Source organism: Streptomyces sp. NPDC002701 (assembly GCF_042889045.1).
GTDB lineage: Bacteria > Actinomycetota > Actinomycetes > Streptomycetales > Streptomycetaceae > Streptomyces.
The window spans coordinates 75241-94005 of the sequence record NZ_JBIAQL010000020.1 but is presented as its reverse complement, the minus strand read 5'-3'; the positions used below and the strand labels follow the sequence as shown (position 1 = coordinate 94005).

Genomic DNA, 18765 nt, shown 5'->3' with positions numbered 1-18765 from the left:
TGGGGCGACCTCGAAGGAGACGACGATGACTCTGGGCGGTGGCTACCTGCTCCCCTCGCGTGACGGCACACCCATTCCCGCGATCGGGCTCGGCATCACCATGAAGACCGATGGCAAATCCACGCGTGACGCCTATTCGCTGTTCGAGTACGCGATCCCGCCCGAGACCGACGGGCCGCCGCTGCACACGCACACCCGTGAGGACGAATCGTTCATCTGTCTGACCGGAAGACTTGACGTGACGCTCGGCGACCGGGAGTTCGTTCTGGAGCTGGGCGACTACCTGTACCTCCCGCGTGATGTGCCGCACGCCTTCCGCAACCCCTACGCCGAGGAGTCACGGGTGATCTCCGTGGTCTCGCCGGCGGGGCTGGAACGCTACTACCAGGCACTGGCCGAGCTGCCCCCGGGACCTATGGACCTGTCGAAGGTCAAGGGGATCATGGACGACTTCGGGATCCTGCTGCACGTCCAGCCCGGAGAGCGGTGAGGCATGAGGATCGGCATCATCGGCGCGGGCGTCGCCGGGCTGACCACCGCGAAAGTGCTCAAGCAGACGGGCCACGACGTCGTGGTCTTCGACACGACACCGGACGTAGGCGGAGTGTGGAGCGTGACGCGGCGCTATCCCGGCGTGTCCACACAGAGCCCGAAGCAGCAGTACTCGCTGTCCGACTTCCCCATGCCGGACGACTATCCCGAGTGGCCCAGCGGGCCGCAGGTCCAGGCATACCTCGCATCCTACGCCGAGCACTTCGGCCTCTCGCCCCACCTGCGGCTGAACACCACCGTCACCCGCGCGCGACAGATCGAGAGGGGCTGGACCCTCGAGGCCCGCGGCGCCGACGGCACGGAGGTGCTGGAGAGCGTCGACCGGCTGGTGGTCGCCAACGGCGTGTTCTGTGAACCTGCCGTCCCGGCGTACCCCGGGCTGGACGAGTTCACCGCGGCCGGCGGCCGGCTCTGCGCCGGCACCGCCTTCCACGACGTCGAAGAGGCCCGGGGCAGACATGTACTGGTGGTGGGCTACGGAAAGTCCGCCTGTGACGTGGCTGTACAGATCAGCAGGACCGCAGCCGGCACCGACGTGATCGCACGGCAACTGCTGTGGAAAGTGCCCCGCAGGATCGGCGGAGTCCTCAACTTCAAGATGCTGTTGCTGACACGGCTGGGAGAGGCCCTCTTCCGCTATCTGCGGCCGGGTGGCTTCGAACGGTTCCTGCACGGGCCGGCCAACGGGCTCCGCCGCCGCATGCTCAATTCCGTCGGTTCGGTCTCTGTCCGGCAGTACCGGCTGCGGAAGCTGGGGCTGGTGCCGCGGGGGCATATGGAAGACATCGTGAAGGGCGCCATCGGGCTGAGCACCGAAGGGTTCTTCGAGGGTGTGGCCGGAGGTGCGATCACCGTGCACCGCGATCGGACCATCACTCGCCTGCTGGCCGTGTCGGGCCGACCGCACGCACAACTCGACGACGAGACCCTCCTGCCGGCCGACCTCGTCGTCTGTGCCACAGGCTTCAAGCAAGGTGTGCCCTTCCTCGACGAGCACCTGCAGAAGCAACTCCTCGACGAGCGCGGCAACTTCATGCTCTACCGGCAGATCCTGCCGCTCGACGTCCCCGGTCTCTACTTCAACGGCTACAACTCGTCCTTCTTCAGTCCTCTGAACGCCGAGATGGCGGCGGTATGGATCGCGGCCGATCTCGCCGACCTGGTCCCGCTCCCCGACCCGCAGACCCGCCGGGACAGGGTCATCGAGCAGATCGCGTTCATGGACGGTGCCACCGACGCGCACCACTGCCGAAACACGAAGATCATCCCCTTCTCCCTGCACCACGCCGACGAAGTACTCGACGACCTTGGCCTCAACATCAGTCGACGCGTCCGCGCCGCCCACTGGCTCGCGCCTGCCGATCCCGCGGCGTACCGGCAGGTGACACCAGCACTCCTCGAACGCCTCGGCGAACGGTCGAGCGAACCCGAACCGCCGCCGACGACGGAGCGCCTCCTGTCCGACGAACCGCCGGACAAGGTACGGACCGAGGCCAAGCCCTGAGTCCGGCCTCGAAGCCACATTCGCGGCCTCCGGAACACGCAGGCTGCGGACGACACACGCTCCCTGGCGGGCCGGAAGGACCAGCATTTCACTGACCACACCCGATTGAGCGGGGCCGGGTCGCGGAGGACGTGCACTGTGTACGGTCGGGAAGAGCGGCGGCACGTCAGGCGACGGCGCAAGCTCCGTCCGAAGGAAGCCCTGCTCGGCAGGCCCCGTGGCGGGCTGACGAGCAAGGCCCATCTCGCCGCGGACCGCAAGTGCCGTCCGTTGTCGTTCGTCCTGACCGCAGGACAGGCCGCCGACAGCCCGCAGTTCGTCCCCGAGCTGCAGAGGGTGCGGGTCCGACTGCCTGTCGGCCGTCCCCGGACCCGGCCCGGACGCTGTCGCCGCGAACAAGGCATACTCATCCCGCGCCGACCGTTCCTACCTGCGTAAACGCAACATCAAGGTAGTCATCCCGGAGAAGAAGGATCAGGCAGCCAACCGGAAGAAGAAGGGCAGCCGGGGCGGCCGGCCCACAGGTCACGACGCCGGTCTCTACAAGGAACGGAACACCGTCAAGCGCCTGATCAACAAACTGAAGGCATGGCGGGGCATCGCGACTCGATACGGCAAGACGCCCGAGAGCTACCTCGCCGGCCTGCACCTCCGCGCCTCGATGATCTGGATCAACGACCTGCTGAAGGCCACTGGTTGATCACGACATCACACAGGCCCTAGTCGGGGATTCCTGGCATGCCCCATTGGGCGGCCCTGTCGCTGACTGTGGCTTGCGGGCATGAATGGCGCCATGCCGTGAGGCCCGGGGGGCGGCCCGAGCGTCCGAAGAGGAGCTGTCTGCCGTGCAGGCTCAGGCGGAGTTTCGCCAGGTCGTGCACGTTGTCGTGGATGAGGACGACGCGGACTACGTGGTGGGGGTCGTGTTCGGTGATCTGTCCGCCGACGCGGCGGAGGCGGAGTCTGGCAGGGCCGTCGGCTTCGCCCGGGACGATGCGCGCCTCGACCAGACGCCGTCGGTCCCACGCCCAGTACGCGATCTCCCCGAGTAGGTAGAAGGCACCTGCGTAGAGGACCCATGTGGCGTCCGAGTCTGTCCACAGCGCCAGGCCGAGGAAACCGAAGCAGCCAGCCGTCACCCCGATGCGCCGGAGCCGCGGAACCATCTGCATACTCTTGTCGTCCGCGTCCCAGAGCAGGTCTTCGCTGGCAGCCATGCCGCCATCATGGGGCCTGCCCGTCACCGTGGAAAGCCTGGAGTGTGCCCCAAGGACAGCTTGGCCCAAGAGACTTCGACTCAGACTGTGCTGCGTGTTGGTCCGGTCCGTGGGCTGCGCCGTGACCCCTCCAGCATCGGGGTCGATGCGGCGGATCGTGGAAGGCCGACCGCAGCGAGCAGGAACCGGTGAACCAGCCACTGACGGGCGATCCTCTGCAATTGCACCCCTGTTGCGTTTCTCGAAAAAGACTCCCCATCTCTCCGCCCAGCAGCCGATTGATCACGACATCACACAGGCCCTAGCTGGGCACGCCGCCATTGAAGCCCTGTACGGCATCGGTGCGTGGCCGGCCGCTGTGCTGCGGGACTGCACTGCATCGTGCACTGCGCGGACCTGCGCGCCGCGATCCCGACGGAGACCTGCAGCATCCGGTGGGCGGCCGCCCGAGCCGGCTGGCGATCGGCGGGCGTGCCCGGACTGGCCAGAACGCCAGGGCGGCGCCGTACGGATCCGGACCGGCAGCGCGCCCCAGCGGGATGGTCAGTAAGTGAGCGGGCCCACACTGATGCTGGGCACCGGCATGCCGTTCTCGTCCTTCTCCGCCTCGGCGTCGGACGGGTCGAGGTTGACTTCGACGCCGGCCGGTTCGAGCGCGTCCCGGACACGCTGTCTCATCGGCTCGCTCAGGTAGTTGTGGTGCAGGTCGAGCTTCCTGAGATGGGTCAGTGGTTGCCCGCTGAGCAGCGCCTCGGCGCCGGTGTCGGTCAGTGTGCCGAGCGACAGGTCGAGCACGTCGAGGTTGGCGACGATGGGCGCGGCCCCCATGGCCGCCGCGACCTCGTCCTGCATCTCGCTGTTACGCAGGGCGAGGCTCCGCAGCCGCGGCAGCCGGTTTCCGGACAGGATCCCCGCGAGGTCGGCGATCTCGCCGTCGCCCCCGTCCTCGCGCGCCCCCAGCCACAGTTCGAGATGCTCCAGCGCGGGCAGCTCGCTCTCGCCCACCCCGCGCAGGACGTGGCCGCGCAGCCCAGCGCTCTCGACGACGAGCCTGCGTAGCGCGTCGTGGCGTATGCGGGGGAACCTGAGCGGATGCAGCCCTTTCATGTCGTAGGACTCGCCAGCCCGGACCGAGAACTCCTCCAGCGTCGGATAGCTCGCGAGCAACGGCGTGACGTCGGTCTGGCCGATCCGGGAGATCCGGCACTCCTCGTCGGTGATGTCGCCGAAATAGAGGGATCGCAGCCCGGTCAGCCGGTCCCGCGCGTCCAGGAACGCCTCCATGACCTCGTCGGGTTCGGTGTCCTCCGGGTCTCCCCAGATGCCGATGATCAGCGCGCGGATGCGCGCGCTGTCCACGGCCGCGCACAGCCGCTCGAAGGTGTCCTTCCACAGCTCGCCGGAGGTCCATCGCGCGTATCCGATCCGCCAGGCCACGGCGTCGGCCTCGGGCAGCACGACGCCGGCCGCGTCCCGCTCCTCGGGGAACGTGAAGGCGGGGAGCCCGTAGAGCTCGGTGAGGTGGTCGTCCTTGACTCGCATGTGCCTGCCTGCTCCCGCCGTACGAGGTATCCGACGCGTCCAACGCCCTGGACCTACACGGCAGTTCTACCAGCCGCGAGTGACAACGCCGAGGCTCACCCTTCCGGCGGGCGCGGCTGTTGAACCGGAGCTGTCAGCCTGCCACCAGCACGGTCGGGCCTGTACTCCTAGTCAGTAGCGGCTCTTGTGGTGCGGTTGTCTGTAAGCGGTGCCGGGTCTCTCCGGTGAAGAACGTGACGAAGGGTTTCTGGCAATCGCAGTAAGTCGCCTTCCCTGAAGCCGAGTTGGGGCTGTTACCGCTGGGGGAGTACCTGTTCGCCGTGCCTCCACATGCGCATGAGTGCGAAGGGGACTGGCTGCGAACCTGTGCGTGCCACGAGCAGACGACAGGACGAGGAGAGCAGCTTGCTTAACAAGAGACGACTGGGTGTCGCCACAGCGCTGGCCATCGCGGCACTCGCAGGCCCGAGTGCCCTGGCGGACGATACGCCTCCCGACACTGAGGAGGAGTCCCCGGAGCCTGCGCCCGGGCAGCTGATCGACGCTGAACCCGCCGGGCCCGGGCTCTCCAGCCTCATGGCTGGCGCTATGTGGCTGAGGCTGAGGCCAGGGTGATCGGTGTTGTCCGAGGTACCGCTTCGTAGGTGATGCCGGTGCTGCGCGACCGCGTCCGCCCTGTGCGGGTCGATGACCACTGCCGCAGTGGTGTGCGGCCGGGGTGTGCCCGAGGGGATCGACGGCACCTCTGCCCGCACCTGGCGGCGATCCGCTGTGCGGAGGATCCGGTGCGTAGGGGTGGCGCGAGAGCGGGGTGGACACCGGCAAACGCCGTTTTTCGGTGATATGGGCCGACCCGAAAGTTACTGTTCGACGCGTTCATGCCACGTGAGAATGATGTCCGCACGGCCATGATCACCGCTCATCATCACTGGGAGACCTCATGAATGCTGCACGGAACATCCTGATGGTCCTTGCTGCGGCCGGTGCCGCTGTCACCCTGACCGCGGCTCCCGCGTCAGCCGCCCCGGGTGACACTCTGAGCATCTGTCACAGCCAGCTCACGCCGAGCGGCTGGGCCGACGTCTCGTGGTCGAGCAGTTCCCAGTGCGGCGGCTTCGAGCCCAATCGCAAGCAGATCAAGCAGTTGGACGGCTACCCGATCGGCACCGAGGTTGCGATCTGTGCCTCGACGTTCCAGCCGGCGGGCTGGATCCAGATCCGCGAGTACTACAGCCAGAGCTGCCGCTACTCCTCGGTGCCCAGCCTGAACAACAACGCCTGGACCGTCAGACGGGTCTCTTGAGTCCGGGCCGGTGCCGGGGCGGCAACAGGTCCGCGCACAATGCCGCCTCGGTACCGGCGCCGTCGTCACGCCGCTGCCACGGGAACGATTCGCCGAAGCCGCGGCCATGTTCGGCGGCCGTGTGGACCGGGCTCTCAGTGTCTGATCACATCACATACTCTGTCACTTGCCGCATGAAACCCGGTGTCCACTCCCGGGGATCAACTTCGGCGATACTCATGGATCCTCCCGTCACCACCCCGCGCACCGCACGGGGAACGGGAATATCCCGGGGCCGAGCCGAAACCCGGACCGTCTCCCGCCGTCCGCCACATCCTCGATGACCAGGGCCGACAACCCCGAGAGCATCTTCCTGCAAACGTGTTCGCATCATGCACGCTCAATGATCACGGGCGAGCACTCACCGTCACAGTCCTGCTCCGCTTCACTGTGTGGGGCCGGTCAGGCGGCTGGCACGGTGCCGGGCTGGTCATGCACGTTTGCTACCGCGTTGATCTGATCTGTGCCCGCCTGGGTGAGGAAGACCCATGTCCCGTAGACGCCCCACATGAGGCCGAGCAGCGAACTCGCGGCGTAGAAGCCCATTCCGTTGGCGGAGCCGAGGGTGGCGAACAGCCCGGCGGCGGCGATACCTGCCGCGAACACGACGAGCGCGACGACGAGGATGGGTCGCGCATGCTCGGACGTGCCACGGCGGGCTGCGTGGTCGAGCACCGAGAGCAGACTTGCGCTTGCTGCTGCGGCGACCAACAGTTCGACCCCGAGCGCCCAGGTCGGTTGCGGCAGGGTGACCAGCGATGCGGTGACTGTGGTGGTCAGGAACAGGGAGACGGTTTGCGCGGCGCGGTTGCGGTATTCCTGGGAGGTGGCGACGACGTCGAAGCGGAAGGCGACAACGATGAAGGTGAGGCCGGTGAGGCCGGCGGCGCTTCCGCCGACGGTTGCAGCGAACGTGGTCCACATGGCGGTTGCTCCTGTGCGATCCGTGCTGGGGTGGAAGGTCTCGGTGCGATGAAGTGTGGTGGGCGGCGGCCGTCGCGCCGCCCACCTCGCGGAACTACCTCGTTTCGACCTTGGCCATCGGGTCTTCACCGTTCTCCAGGGCGTTCACCGCCTTCTTCCAGGACGGGTCGGCCGAGTAGAGCTGGCTGCGCAGGTAGGCCCACACGAGAGCCCGCAGAGTCGCCACGCGCTCGGGATTTTCGTCGTCCGTCTCTGCCGCGTCGTATCCGGATATGCCACCGAAGATGTGACCAGCGCCGTACATGGTCACCATGGTTTTGTTGCCGCCGGGGCTGGCCGAGTAAGCGTCAGCACGGTAGCTGAGCCTATTGGAGAAGTTGGGGTTGAGGTCCTGATCGCCTACGACGATCAGGCTGGTGCCTGTCATCTGCTCGAAGTCGGTGTAATAGAGCACCGGGTAGTTCGTCTTCGCCCACTCGGCGAAGTGCTCGTCGTTGCCGATGCCTGGAGCTCCGATGAGCACTCCCGCCTTGACGCGGGAGTCGGAGAGGTCCTTCAGCCGGTCGTCGCCCGGGTCCAGCATCCGGGCTCCGAGGAGGAGGGAAACGGTGTTGCCGCCCAGGGAGTGTCCTACGGCACCGACACGGTCCCTGTCGATCCGTCGTTCGGCAAGACCAGGGACGGCGGCCTCGATGTCGTCGAGGCGGTCGAGGATGTTGTGCATGTCGGTGGCGCGGTCACGCCAGAAAAGGGGCGCGTCCTTGAGGCCGGTGTCGCGCAGGCCGAGGGCCGTCGAGTCCAGGTGGGTCGGTTGGATGACCGCGAACCCGTGGGCGGCGAAGAAGTTCGCCAGCGGCCCGTAGCCGTTGTAGGAGGACAGGAAGTTCGCCAGCCCGTGCCCGTGGGACAGGAGGATGAGCGGCAAGTCGGTGCCGGTCGCGGGAATCGACACCTTGACCTCCAGCGGCACGGGCCGGCCGGGAACGTCGAGGGTGACCGGATGGTAGGTGAGGACGGATTGCGCCGCGTTGACCGGGATGTTGGCGGCGTCGCTGTACGGCTTGCTCATCGGAGCCCTTTCGAGATCGGTGTTGACAGCGCTTGTCGTAACTGGTGGTAGGCATGGAACTGGCGGTCGTGGCCGCGAGCCTGATGGGCCAGGAACGGCCGCCCGGCACCTGGATCGGTGTGGACGGTGATCTCCGCAGCGGTGCACAGAGCTCGTCAGGTGTTCGTCCCGCGGTCTGACGGCAGGGGGAGAGCGACTGGCTCGACCATCGACTGTCAAGCCTCCCTAGCTCGACGGATGCACTTGTCTTACCGGGAACTGTAAGATCAACCGAACAAACCGAACTAGGGCGAAAGTGCCATGACTGAGTCCGCAATCGATGGGCGTCACAGAAGAGCACGGTTCGGAGTCGAGAGCCTGGTTGTGCGCGTTGCCGATGGTGACTTTCCGACCGTTGTGAACAGTGGGTACACTGTCAAGATCGCGCATGGCGGCTCTGCACCCCCTTTTCAGTACCTCGGGCGAACCCAGGGTCCCCCTGTTCCTGGCGCGGTGACGGTGATCGAGCCCCATGAGGTCGTGAGCTGCCTCGAGCAGGACAAAGTCGCCGCTGACGGCCAGGCCATTGTGCAACTGATGTTCATCGACGCCGGTCTCATGCCAGTCGGCACAGGCCGGCCGCGCTTTCATGAGGTGAGCTATCCAGACCGCAGCCTCTTCAACGGCATTGCTGCGCTGCACAGGGGTATGGCGCACGACGAGGACGAGTTTTATCTCGAGTCGTCGCTGATCCGCTTGCTGACCGTCCTGCTCGCCAGGCATGCGGATGCTCCCGGCGCAGCGAGTCCGACACTTCGTCCTCGAGCGCTTCGTCAAGTACGGGAGATGCTCCACAGCCAACTGAACTCCAACATCAAGCTCGACGACCTCGCGGCAGTCGCCGGTTGCAGCAAACGCCATTTGATCAGGAGTTTCCGGCAGGCTTACGGGGTTCCACCGCACCATTACCGGACCCTGTTGCGCTTGGCACGCGCCAAGTCCATGCTGGCAGCGGGACGATCCGTGGCAGAGACCGCCGCCGAGCTTGGTTACTGTGACCAGAGCCAGCTCAATCGGCACTTCCGGCGGGAGTTCGGCATGAGCGCAGGTGGCTATGCCAGGACCGTGCGGTAGGAGACCAGAAACCTCGCGGCCGAACTCACCGGTCAGGGGCATGGTAAGCGCGGACACGGTCGGGGACCTGCTGCGTGAGGAGGGCTTCAGCCAGGGCCTGACGGCCCGCGCTCAGGTGCTGCCACGCGTGCCGAGAATGTGCCGATTCCTTCAGGCAAGCGGCGAGGAAGCGGAGGGCAGAGCTGGACACGTCGACGCCGGACGGGTAGGCAAACATGCGAAGCCTCTGGTGGAGACGGTTCTCTTGGTCGCAACCCATTCACCAGGGGATTCATCCATCTGTCAGGCCAACTGCCCGGCTGGCGCGGGAGGTTGGAAAAGATCAGTGGGGACTGCCCGTCGACGAGTTGTCGTAGGTGCCGTTGGGCTTGGCACGGTATGGGTAGCGGCCGAGTTTCCGGCCGCGCCGCACTCGGTGGCCACCAAGAAGCACCACGGTGACGATGATCAAGATGAGCAGCGTGACCCCGCTGCCGGCGAGTATCAGTGCCGTCTCCATCGGCTGAGTGTATGAGACAAGGGACAGAGGGGCAGCCGAGATTCAGCCCGAAGGGGCGGCCAGCCCTCACCGCGCGCGATGTTCAGGGTGAAACCGCTCAGCGGTGTCACCGAACTCGTATGATCTCGCGGTGAAAATCTGGACGGATCGCCCTGCCAACACCGACGTCGAAGGGGTCGTTCGCCGCTCCTTCAGCCTGCTCCGAGCCGGGAGGATCCCTGAGGCGGAGCACTCATCGATCACTGCCCGGTCCGGTATGTGCTCAAGTCGTTGTGGACCGGTTCCGTTGAAGGAGTGCCGATCAGGACGAGGCGAGCGGCAGCCCTTCTGCCGACGAGTGGGAGCAGGACCTGTCCTGGCTCGGCGAACTCGATCTCGCGGACTTTCACGGGGGCTACACCGGCAGCCATGTCAACATTGAGATCACCTACCGCGCGCAGATAATCAGTGTGGCATTGGGCCTCTGGGTCAGGCCCACCGACGCCGGATGGGTCGTCACGGGACCGGCCACCTACTGGTAGAACGCACGAAAGAGCAAGCCCGAGCACCCCGCCCCTTCCCACGCCAGCCCCCCGACCTGCAGCTTCAGGTTGGAAAAGGCTGGGTGATGTGTGGGAGGGGAGGGGCGTCGCCGTGCAGCTCCCCGCCCCCTTGCGGGCGCGGGGAGCGCCGTCAGCAGGTGAGCCGGGCGTCCGCCCAGTCGCCGTGATCGGAGTTGATGCCGTCACCGGCGTCCGTGACGACGAGACGTATCGTCTGAGCACCGCTCACATCGGCCGAGAGGGACTGCGCCGCATCGGCGTTGGTCAGGACGCCGGTGGTGGCCACCTTCGTGCCATCGGCCCGGATCTCGAAGACGACGGACCCGTCGGCGCCCTCCTCGTCGTCGACACCGACCTGTGCCGTGACGGTCCGGCAGGCCCCGCCCGTGTAGAACTCGACGGTGCTGTCTGCGTGGACGCCGAGTCCGGAGGTGTACACGGTTCCGCCGATCGTGAGGGGCGTGCCATCACCCGCGGCGGCCTCGCCGTTGCTGGTGTCGCGTTCGACGGGCCCCCAGCCGTTGGTGGCCGACAGCCAGGGAAGACCGCCGAGTTTCGAAGTGCCGGAGGGTGGGGCCACCACGACAGTCGTCGTCACCGGCAGTACGTTCTCGGCCCGCTCCCCGGCCGGAGAGCGGTAGCCCGCTTTCAGTGTCAGATCGTACGACCCCGGAGGTGTGCCCGCGGGCGCGGTCACCCGCCATCCAGTGCGCAGCACCCTGCCGGTCGCCAGGACGTTCGCTCTGGTCGGTGACGTGGCCCGCACGGTCCAGCCCCTGGGCCCGGTAAGGGAGACGGAGACGTGCTTCGCCGGTGTGCGCCCCAGGTCGGTGATCGACGCCGTCAGCGCGGCGGGACGCCCCGCTTCGAGCAACGTGCCTCCGCCCAAGGCGAGTTCGACGGCCGGAGGGTTCTCGGCCCAATCTCCGCTGGCTGAGACGCGCACAAGGACTGTGCCATGGGCGGGGACGGTCGCCGAGATCGTGCCCGCCGTGTTGTAGCTCTTGTGCCGCCATAGGTCGCGTAGCGTGTAGGCATCCGCCTCGGGCAGCCCGACGGCCTTTGCGCTCGTGGCGATGCGCTGAGGGCTGCCGGTCTCATTGAAGAGGGCGACGGCGCGGCTGCCGTCCGCCAGTTCCTTGGCCACGACCCAGCGGCCGTCCTCGGAGGAGAGCACGGTGCCCTGCTTTCCGAGCGGGTCCTGGTCGACCGCTATGACCTCCTCGTTGCCGAGGATCTCGAAGGTCTCGTCGGAGGCGGACCGCAGATCCGAGCCGATGAGCAGGGGAGCGGCCATGACCGACCACATCGAGAAGTGCGTGCGGTATTCCGTGTTCGTCATGCCGCCGTTGCCGACCTCCAGCATGTCGGGGTCGTTCCAGTGCCCGGGACCCGCATATCGCGCGAGCGGGAGGTTCTGCTTCATGATCGAGAGCATCGAGCCCCAGTTGTCACTGATGTCCCCGGTGGTGCGCCACAGTTGACCGATGTCCGCCGCCCACTCCCAGGGCTTGTTCTCACCCCACTCGCAGATGCTGTATACGATGGGGCGACCGGTGGTCGCGGAGGCGGCCTTCAGGGCGTCGCGCATCGTCGTGTAGCGCTGTCTGGCGTCCACGCCCTGGTTGTTGCAGTTGTCGTACTTGAGGTAGTCGACACCCCAGTCCGCGAACTGCCGGGCGTCGCTGTACTCGTGGCCGAGCCCTCCGGGAAATCCCGCGTCGTTGCAGGTCTTCGTGCCCGCGCTGGTGTAGATGCCCAGCTTGAGCCCCTTGGCGTGCACATAATCCGCGACCGCCTTGATCCCGCTGGGGAAGCGGGCCGGGTCCGGCACCAGCTTCCCGTCGGCGTCGCGGGCGGGCAGTGCCCAGCAGTCGTCGAGGTTGACGTACTCGTACCCGGCGTCCTTGAGCCCCTTGTCGACGAAGATGTCCGCGATCCCCTTGACCATCTCCTCGTCGAACTCCGCGCGGCACTGCGTGGAGTTCCAGTTGTTGAAGCCCATGGGAGGGGTGAGGGCGAGACTGTCGTCCGGGGTCGGGTCGGCGGACGTGGCCGGTGAGGCGGACGCGAGGGCCGGTGCCCGGGCCGGTGTCTCCGGGCCGGCGGCCAGGGCGGGCCCGGCCGGCCCCAGGCCGGCGAGCAGCCCCGCGGCCAGTATTCCGGCCGCTCTTCGGTGAGTTGTACGGGTGGGAAGATGCCGCGTCATTACGTTCCTCCGTACTCGCAACAGGGTGGATGTCCGCGTTTTTACATGTCCGCGTCACTCATGCCATGTGCGTTCACGGTAGGTCCTGTCGCAGTGTGGTGGAAGAGGTGCGGTAGCGCGTGTTCGGTGTTCCGTCATGTCTCGGGATCTGCGTACTCCTGTCGGAACGTGCGTGCTCCCTCGTCCTGCGGGACGAACCCGTCGAGACCATCGCGGCGGTCACGACCGGCGCGATCGGTGTCATCCGGTGTATCGGGACCATCCGGCCAGGCGGCGCCAGCATGTCATGCCCGAGCCGAAGCCAAGTTCCTGCGACAGATGTTCCCAGGCGATCCCGGTAGGCAGCACGAATAGGATGCCCTGGAACACCAGCCGGTCCGGATGGCGCTTGCACCCTGGATGCCGGGTCCGGCGCTCGATCTTGGGCAGCAGCGGTTCGACCACTGCCCACAGCTCGTCGTCGACCTCCCCGGCTTCGGCCGTGCCACCCCGCACCCCCTCGTCGATCCTGGAGCGACCCAATCACCTCGAAGATCATTTCGTTAGGACTTCTTGATGGGACTCCGTTAGGTCTTCCATTAGTGCTGATCACGGGCTTGTTGGATGTGTGGACGCACATGAACTGAACCACGTCCGGGCGAAGTTGGCGTTGTACGTGGCGGATGTGTTCGCGTCGGTGCCGCGCAAGGACCAGCGGGCCAAGGGTGACTGCTACGTACGGGGACTGATGCTGGACGGCCGCCGCAAGTCGATCTAGGCCATGGCCTCGCGGCTGCCGGACGGCAACGAACAGAACCTGCAGCAGTTCGTGAACCAGTCGACCTGGGATCCGGTGCCGGTGCAGCGGCGTGTCGCAGAGCGCATGCTGCCGCTCATCGCCCCTGCGGCCTGGGTGATCGACGATGTGTCGGTGCCCAAGGACGGCCAGATGTCGGTCGCTGTGGCCCCCCAGTACTGCGGGACCCTGGGCAAACGGGCCAACTGCCAGGTCACGGTCAGTGTCCACGCCGCCAGTTACACCGCCTCCTGCCCGCTGCAGTGGCGGCTGTTCCTGCCCAAGGAGTGGGCGTCGGATACCGGCCGCCGCACCGCCACCCGCATTCCGCCCGAGATCACCCACCGGGAGAAGTGGCGGCTGGCGCTGGACATGCCCGATGAGCTGGCCGGCTGGGGCATGCGCCCGCCGGTCGTGGTGGCCGATGCCGCCTACGGCACCAATGCCCGCCTGCGAGCCGGCCTGGCCCATCGGGGCATCGACTACGTGCTGGCCGTCCGAGCGGACGTGAGTGCCCACTCCTTCGACACGAAGCCGGTCGCTAGGGACCGCAACGGCTCCGTCGGCTGCTGGCCCCAGCCCCGTTATCGCCGCCCCGCACCCCCGGTGGCAGCCCTTGCCGCCGGCTGGGGCAGGGAGCGTTCACTTCCCTCACCTGGCGGCAGGGCTCGCGCGGCCAGTTACGTTCCCGCTTCGCAGCCGTGCGTGTCCGTCCCGCGGGCAAGGCTGTCGAGCGTCCCATCCGGGCCGCCGCCTCGGCCGGACAGAGCTGGTGGGACGGCGTTCTGCCCGACTGCTGGCTGCTGGCCGAGTGGCCCCAAGGCGCCGAGGCGCCCACCGGTTACTGGCTGTCCAGCCTGCCGGCCGACACCCCGATCGCCGACCTGGTCCGTCTGGCCAAGGTCCGCTGGCGCATCGAGCACGACCACCGCGAACTCAAGCACGGCCTGGGCCACTTCGAGGGCCGGTCCTGGCCCGGCTGGCACCACCACGTCACTCTCGTGAGTGCCGCCCACGCGTTTCTCACCGAACAGCGTCTGGCCCCAAAAGCACCCACACCGGGCTCACTCTCTACCAGACCCTCGACGCCCTCCAGGACATCCTGAGGTGCTGGACCGGCATCTGCACCACCTGCCACCAGCCCTTGCCCAGCACGCCACACACGACATCAAGATCGAGACGGACCTAACGGAGTCCTGTCAAAGTCCGAGTGTGCGTGACATGGCAGCTGTGAGTGCGGAGGCCGCCTGGCTGCTCCTGTGGTCGGTCTGGCGGTGGTTTGATGGTGACCCTCGCCGACGGACGCCTACGTTGGTGTGCGCGGGGTCTGCTGCAGTGGTGCATGGTCATCGCTCGGGCGCAGGGGCCGTACGGAATGCTCCTGGCCAGAGGGTTGTTCCCGTAGGCCGAGACCCCGGCTGTCCGCATCGTGATGCTGCAGGAACGTGGATCGCTGCTGTCGGATTCGCGGTTTGTAAGGGCAGGCAAGCCGTGCTCGGCAGATGGGCCGGTCAAGAGCTCGTCCGTATCCTGGGCACCCTCAACGTGCTGACCCGGATTGCCGCGCTGCATCGCCGCGCCGAGGGCGCGGATGCCAGGCAGCTCCCTTTGCGGCAGGCCCGGACCGCCTTGGGCCGTCGCCGCGGCCGCGCGGCCTGTCCTTCCAAAAGGTGCTTGAACAGATGGAGGCGGAGCCCCGATCCACCGAGGAGTGGTCCGAGCTCCGTTCCCGGATCGGCGCGATGGTCACGAACTTCGTCGGCAGACCACAGAACGACCAGGCGCCTCCTGGCGGTGACCGATCTTGCGCGATGCGTCGATCGCAAAAGCTTTGGTCAATGACCAAACGCGTGTCGATGGCCGGGCGATGCTCGCCCATGGTCATGCCCGATCAGCTCGTCCAGGTCTTGATCTGCGCGGCGACCTCACGCACCGGGAGCCCGTCCCGGGCGGCGCGGGCCAAGGGGATCACGGTGTCCAGCCCAGGGCTGACTGGGAGGCCGCATGCCGACAGGTAGGCCGCCGTCACCGTGGCTGCGAACAAGAGGTTGCGCACCTCAAGGCTGGGGTTCCTCGCCAGTTCACACAGTAGCGCGGCGGCTTTGTGATGGGGCTCGGGATAGACCTCGCGGTCCAGGACCTCCGCGCGATGGCGTGCTTCGGCTGCTATTGGCACGCCGTAGTCGACGACCTGGGGGTCCCCCGGGATCTGCTGCGCCACTGCCAAGATCCAGGCGAGATCGACACGGAGATTCACGCGGCGTCCCTCGGCGCGCGATCGGCCAGCCCTTCCGTAAGTCCGGGATACCGGTCTTCACCGACCTCCTCCTCGAACGCGTCCGCGTACTGGGCCAGGAACGTCGCGGCGCCGGCCATGAAGGCGGCACGCGCCTGATTCACATCGGCCTCGATCAAGTCAGCCACGTACCCCTGCAGGGTCAGGCCGCGGCGCTTGGCCCGGTCCTCGGCTGCCGCCTTGACGGCGTCGTCCAGTCGGATATTCGTCTGCTTTGCCATACCCACCACTATAGCTAGTCACCGATACCAGCGGCTAGCAGTCGGTATCGCAGGTTCTCGCTGCCCCCCGCAAGCGAAGATCGTCTATCGCGCGACCTGGTAGACCACCGGACGCTGGGAAAACCGCCCACCGGCATGGTCGCCCTGGAATGGTGAATCACCACATCGCACCAGATCACCGGCGATAGATCAGGTTTCGCGTTCGTGCATCACGGGCTTGGACTTTGCGCTGCTCAAAGTCGGCGTATGCGCTGGTGCCGCGCCTGCTGACCGGTCCCTTACCCGCCCCCCACCCCGCCGGTCCCGCCTCCGTCCGGCCCGGGAACCCAGGCGCCCGCCACCGACGGCAGGGTCGATGCCGCGGGCACCGGCGCAGAACACGGCCCGGCCAGGGATCTGTCGGGCTCGAACCTGAGGGTGCGCACGCTGGACTGTCTGTTGGGACACGCCGCCGCTCGGCCCGCACAGCCCGATGGCGTCCTGGACCTGGTCGCCGAGGTGCTGGCCGCGTGCGCCGGCAAGGAGGCGGTCGCCACCGTGATCGGCGTGCACCTGCCGCTCCTGCTCCGCCACGTCGGTGCTCACGCTGAGCTGTACGCCCGCCACCCCAACGCCCCTCGTCGGGCGCAGCGTGGCAGGAGCGAGGGCCTGTGCTCACGGCACCCCGTCGGCCCCGTCCCATGGGCGCGTTCCGCTACTCGGCGGTGCCCCTGCCCCCGCCCCTGCCCTTGCCCGTTCCGCTGGAGCGGATGAAGTGGGTGGGCGTCTCCTTGTACCGCGCCCTGAACGCCCGGACGAAATGGCTGCTGTCCGCGAACTGCCAGCGGGCGGCGACCTCCGCCACGGTCGGGCGGCCGATTGGCGCGGCCAATTCGAGCCGGGCCTGTTCGAGGCGTCTGCGGCGGATGTACGCCGCCACTGAATCGCCCACCGAGGCGAAGGCCCGGTGCAAAGTGCGCAAGGAGACGTTGAGCTCGCTCGCCAGCGCCGACGGCGACAGCTCCGGATCGGCGAGGTGGCGGTCCGCGAGTTCCATCGCCGCCCGGGCCAGCGCGGGAGCCAATCGCGGCTCGACGTCGTCGAACTCCTGCCTGAGGGCTCCCCTGGCAAGCTCGATCAGGGCCTCGCCGGCACTCCGGGCGCCCGCCGGGGAGAGGTCGGCGGCAGTCTCGGCGACCGTGTTCGCATGGGCCATGAGCACCCGCATCTCGGCCGAGCCGACCGAGCCGAGGATCTGCCGGCCACCCAGCAGCGGTAAGAGGGCCGGGGCCGGCAGATTCAACACCTTCGCCCTCGCTCCCGGGTCCACATCGAAGGAGGCGGGCGGACCTTCGTGCCGCGCGATGAAGGACCCGGCGTCTACAAGGACGGTCTCACCACGCCCGTCAGGCCGCCCGAAGCGCCAAGCGCCGTGCGCCATCAGGTGTATCAGTACGCGCTCGCCGGCGTCGCCCTTCCCCGTGGTTTGGCCGACGTACGACTCGTTGTGGAAATCCGCGATCACCACGTCGTGTGCCTTGACGGCTTGCACGCTGATCCGGAAGTCGACCGAATTGTCGATGTCGAGGTCCTGCAAGGGCAACTCCTCGCCCACCTGTGTGTCCCATTCCTGCCGGAAGGCGGCATAGCCCTCCCGTGCAGAGCCCGGGGCGGTGACGTCGGCGGAGAAGGTCCGCCCTGGCCGACGCGCCGTCGATCCGATGGCCGACCCGTTGCTTGTCATCGTCCACTCCTCCATGGCACGGAGATCCCACAAGATGGCTCCGGGATACCTGAATCCGCCGTGACCAGCTCAGCAGAATTGGCCTGGTCACCGACAAGACGTGTGGAAGGCTTACTCAGTTCCCATGGCAGACAAGACGCAAAGCAGCGAAGTAGACGAAATCGGCGATGTCGCCGTCGATCCCGCGGCGGATGCTGCGGGCCTCATGGACATGCTCCTGGGCGTGGTCAGGATCCAGGTCCTGCACGCGTTCGCCTCACTGCGAGTCGCCGATCACGTGGCCGACGGTGCGCGCACGGCGCAGGAGGTGGCCGAACGCGAGGGCAGCCATGTGCGGGCCACGTACCGTCTGATGCGCGCGGCAGCGTCCCTGGGCGTGCTGAGTTACGAGGGAGAGGGCCGCTTCGGCCTGACCGGCCGTGGCCGGCTGCTGCGTTCCGATGTGCCGGGCTCGCTGCGCGCTTTCGTGCTGGTACAGGCCGGGCATGCGCACTGGCAGAGCTGGGGGTTGTTCCCCGACGCGGTGCGGGAAGGGGCCAGCCAGGCGAAGAAGGCGCTCGGTGCGGACATCTTCGACTACCTCGCGCGGCCGGACAACGCAGAAGAGGCAGCGCTTTTCGCCGAGTCGATGGCCGACCTGTCCAGCCTGACCATCAAGGGCGCGGTGCACGAGGCCGACACCGCGGGAGTCTCGACCGTGGTCGACGTCGGGGGAGCCAACGGGCAGTTCGTCCTGGAGCTGATGACCGCTCACCCCCACCTGCACGGTCAGGTGCTCGACCTGCCGCACGCCGTCGAGGGCGCCCGCGCTGAAGCGGCCAAGCGCGGTCTGTCCGACCGGTTCTCTGCCGTGGGGGGCGACTTCTTCGTCGGTGTTCCCGCCGCGGACCTGTACCTCTTGAAGACGGTGCTGCACGACTGGGATGACGACCGGTGCACGACCATCCTCCGCAACTGCCGGGCCGCGGTGAACGACGGCGGGCGCGTGCTGGTCGTCGAGACCCTGGTCGGTGAGATCGGCAAGCCCGACTTCGCTGTCCTGTCGGACATGGGCATGCTGGCCGTGACGAACGGGATCGAACGGGACCAGGAAGAGTTCGACGCCCTCTTCGCCGCCTCGGGATGGCGCCGCAGCAGGACCCACCCCGTGGGCCCTGGCTACTTCGCTCTGGAACTCGAAGCTGTCTGACGCCCGGGCGCCCTCCTCAAAGAGGGCGCCCGCAGCGATTTCACCTCC

Annotated in this window: 14 protein-coding genes and 4 pseudogenes; 7 read left to right on the top strand and 11 right to left on the bottom strand. The window is 67.3% G+C overall.

The annotated features are described in order from the left end of the window. Positions 1 to 25: 25 nt before the first annotated feature. The 3 genes and pseudogenes from ACFYXC_RS34100 to ACFYXC_RS34090 form a co-directional block, all read left to right on the top strand. Complete coding sequence (locus ACFYXC_RS34100; RefSeq protein ID WP_389556100.1) at positions 26 to 490, top strand: cupin domain-containing protein; 465 nt, start codon at positions 26 to 28, stop codon at positions 488 to 490. Between the two features lie 3 nt (positions 491 to 493). After that, positions 494 to 2056 (top strand): flavin-containing monooxygenase, encoded by a 1563-nt coding sequence (locus tag ACFYXC_RS34095; protein WP_389556098.1) that lies wholly within the window; start codon positions 494 to 496, stop codon positions 2054 to 2056. A 141-nt stretch (positions 2057 to 2197) separates the two neighbouring features. Next, positions 2198 to 2756 (top strand): annotated as a pseudogene (locus tag ACFYXC_RS34090) (IS5 family transposase); the annotation flags it as partial. A gap of 19 nt (positions 2757 to 2775) precedes the next feature. Here ACFYXC_RS34090 and ACFYXC_RS34085 read toward each other — a convergent pair. Next, complete coding sequence (locus ACFYXC_RS34085; protein ID WP_389556096.1) at positions 2776 to 3273, bottom strand: hypothetical protein; 498 nt, start codon at positions 3271 to 3273, stop codon at positions 2776 to 2778. Positions 3274 to 3816: 543 nt separating this feature from the next. Beyond that, positions 3817 to 4815 carry an STM4015 family protein gene (locus ACFYXC_RS34080; RefSeq protein WP_389556094.1) on the bottom strand — a complete coding sequence of 333 codons (999 nt, stop codon included), beginning with the start codon at positions 4813 to 4815 and terminating at the stop codon, positions 3817 to 3819. A 940-nt stretch (positions 4816 to 5755) separates the two neighbouring features. Here ACFYXC_RS34080 and ACFYXC_RS34075 point away from each other — a divergent pair. Further along, positions 5756 to 6118, top strand: a complete 363-nt coding sequence (locus ACFYXC_RS34075; protein ID WP_389556092.1) for a hypothetical protein — start codon at positions 5756 to 5758, stop codon at positions 6116 to 6118. A 441-nt stretch (positions 6119 to 6559) separates the two neighbouring features. Here the strand turns inward: ACFYXC_RS34075 and ACFYXC_RS34070 are convergent, their stop codons facing one another. After that, positions 6560 to 7081 (bottom strand): hypothetical protein, encoded by a 522-nt coding sequence (locus ACFYXC_RS34070; RefSeq protein ID WP_389556091.1) that lies wholly within the window; start codon positions 7079 to 7081, stop codon positions 6560 to 6562. 94 nt (positions 7082 to 7175) lie between these two features. Further along, positions 7176 to 8150 (bottom strand): alpha/beta hydrolase family protein, encoded by a 975-nt coding sequence (locus ACFYXC_RS34065; RefSeq protein WP_389556089.1) that lies wholly within the window; start codon positions 8148 to 8150, stop codon positions 7176 to 7178. 492 nt (positions 8151 to 8642) lie between these two features. Here ACFYXC_RS34065 and ACFYXC_RS34060 point away from each other — a divergent pair, with 492 nt between their 5' ends. Then, on the top strand, positions 8643 to 9263 hold the full coding sequence (locus tag ACFYXC_RS34060) for a helix-turn-helix domain-containing protein (protein WP_389556088.1): 621 nt from the start codon (positions 8643 to 8645) through the stop codon (positions 9261 to 9263). 91 nt (positions 9264 to 9354) lie between these two features. Here the strand turns inward: ACFYXC_RS34060 and ACFYXC_RS34055 are convergent. The 4 genes and pseudogenes from ACFYXC_RS34055 to ACFYXC_RS34040 form a co-directional block, all read right to left on the bottom strand. Continuing rightward, positions 9355 to 9480: pseudogene (locus ACFYXC_RS34055) on the bottom strand (IS5/IS1182 family transposase); the annotation flags it as partial. A gap of 105 nt (positions 9481 to 9585) precedes the next feature. Then, entirely contained in the window at positions 9586 to 9762 is a 177-nt protein-coding gene (locus tag ACFYXC_RS34050) for a hypothetical protein (protein WP_389556087.1), read from the bottom strand. A 672-nt stretch (positions 9763 to 10434) separates the two neighbouring features. Beyond that, the gene (locus ACFYXC_RS34045) at positions 10435 to 12513 is read right to left on the bottom strand and encodes an NPCBM/NEW2 domain-containing protein (protein ID WP_389556085.1); all 2079 of its coding nucleotides are present in this window, start codon (positions 12511 to 12513) and stop codon (positions 10435 to 10437) included. 258 nt (positions 12514 to 12771) lie between these two features. Then, a pseudogene (locus tag ACFYXC_RS34040) lies at positions 12772 to 13008 on the bottom strand (transposase); the annotation flags it as partial. A gap of 112 nt (positions 13009 to 13120) precedes the next feature. On the opposite strand from ACFYXC_RS34040, the pseudogene ACFYXC_RS34035 reads away from it, so the two are divergent. Then, positions 13121 to 14394, top strand: a pseudogene (locus tag ACFYXC_RS34035) (IS701 family transposase). 785 nt (positions 14395 to 15179) lie between these two features. On the opposite strand, the gene ACFYXC_RS34030 reads toward ACFYXC_RS34035, so the two are convergent. From ACFYXC_RS34030 to ACFYXC_RS34020, 3 genes are all read right to left on the bottom strand, one after another. Continuing rightward, positions 15180 to 15545 (bottom strand): hypothetical protein, encoded by a 366-nt coding sequence (locus ACFYXC_RS34030; protein ID WP_389556084.1) that lies wholly within the window; start codon positions 15543 to 15545, stop codon positions 15180 to 15182. Further along, entirely contained in the window at positions 15542 to 15805 is a 264-nt protein-coding gene (locus ACFYXC_RS34025; protein WP_389556082.1) for a hypothetical protein, read from the bottom strand. Before ACFYXC_RS34025 ends, ACFYXC_RS34030 begins: the two co-directional genes overlap by 4 nt. Before the next feature lie 694 nt (positions 15806 to 16499). Beyond that, positions 16500 to 17528 carry a helix-turn-helix domain-containing protein gene (locus ACFYXC_RS34020; protein ID WP_389556080.1) on the bottom strand — a complete coding sequence of 343 codons (1029 nt, stop codon included), beginning with the start codon at positions 17526 to 17528 and terminating at the stop codon, positions 16500 to 16502. A 124-nt stretch (positions 17529 to 17652) separates the two neighbouring features. Between ACFYXC_RS34020 and ACFYXC_RS34015 the strand changes: the two genes are divergently transcribed. Next, positions 17653 to 18717: a methyltransferase gene (locus tag ACFYXC_RS34015; RefSeq protein WP_389556078.1), complete on the top strand. Its 1065-nt coding sequence runs from the start codon at positions 17653 to 17655 to the stop codon at positions 18715 to 18717. The last annotated feature ends 48 nt before the right edge of the window (positions 18718 to 18765 follow it).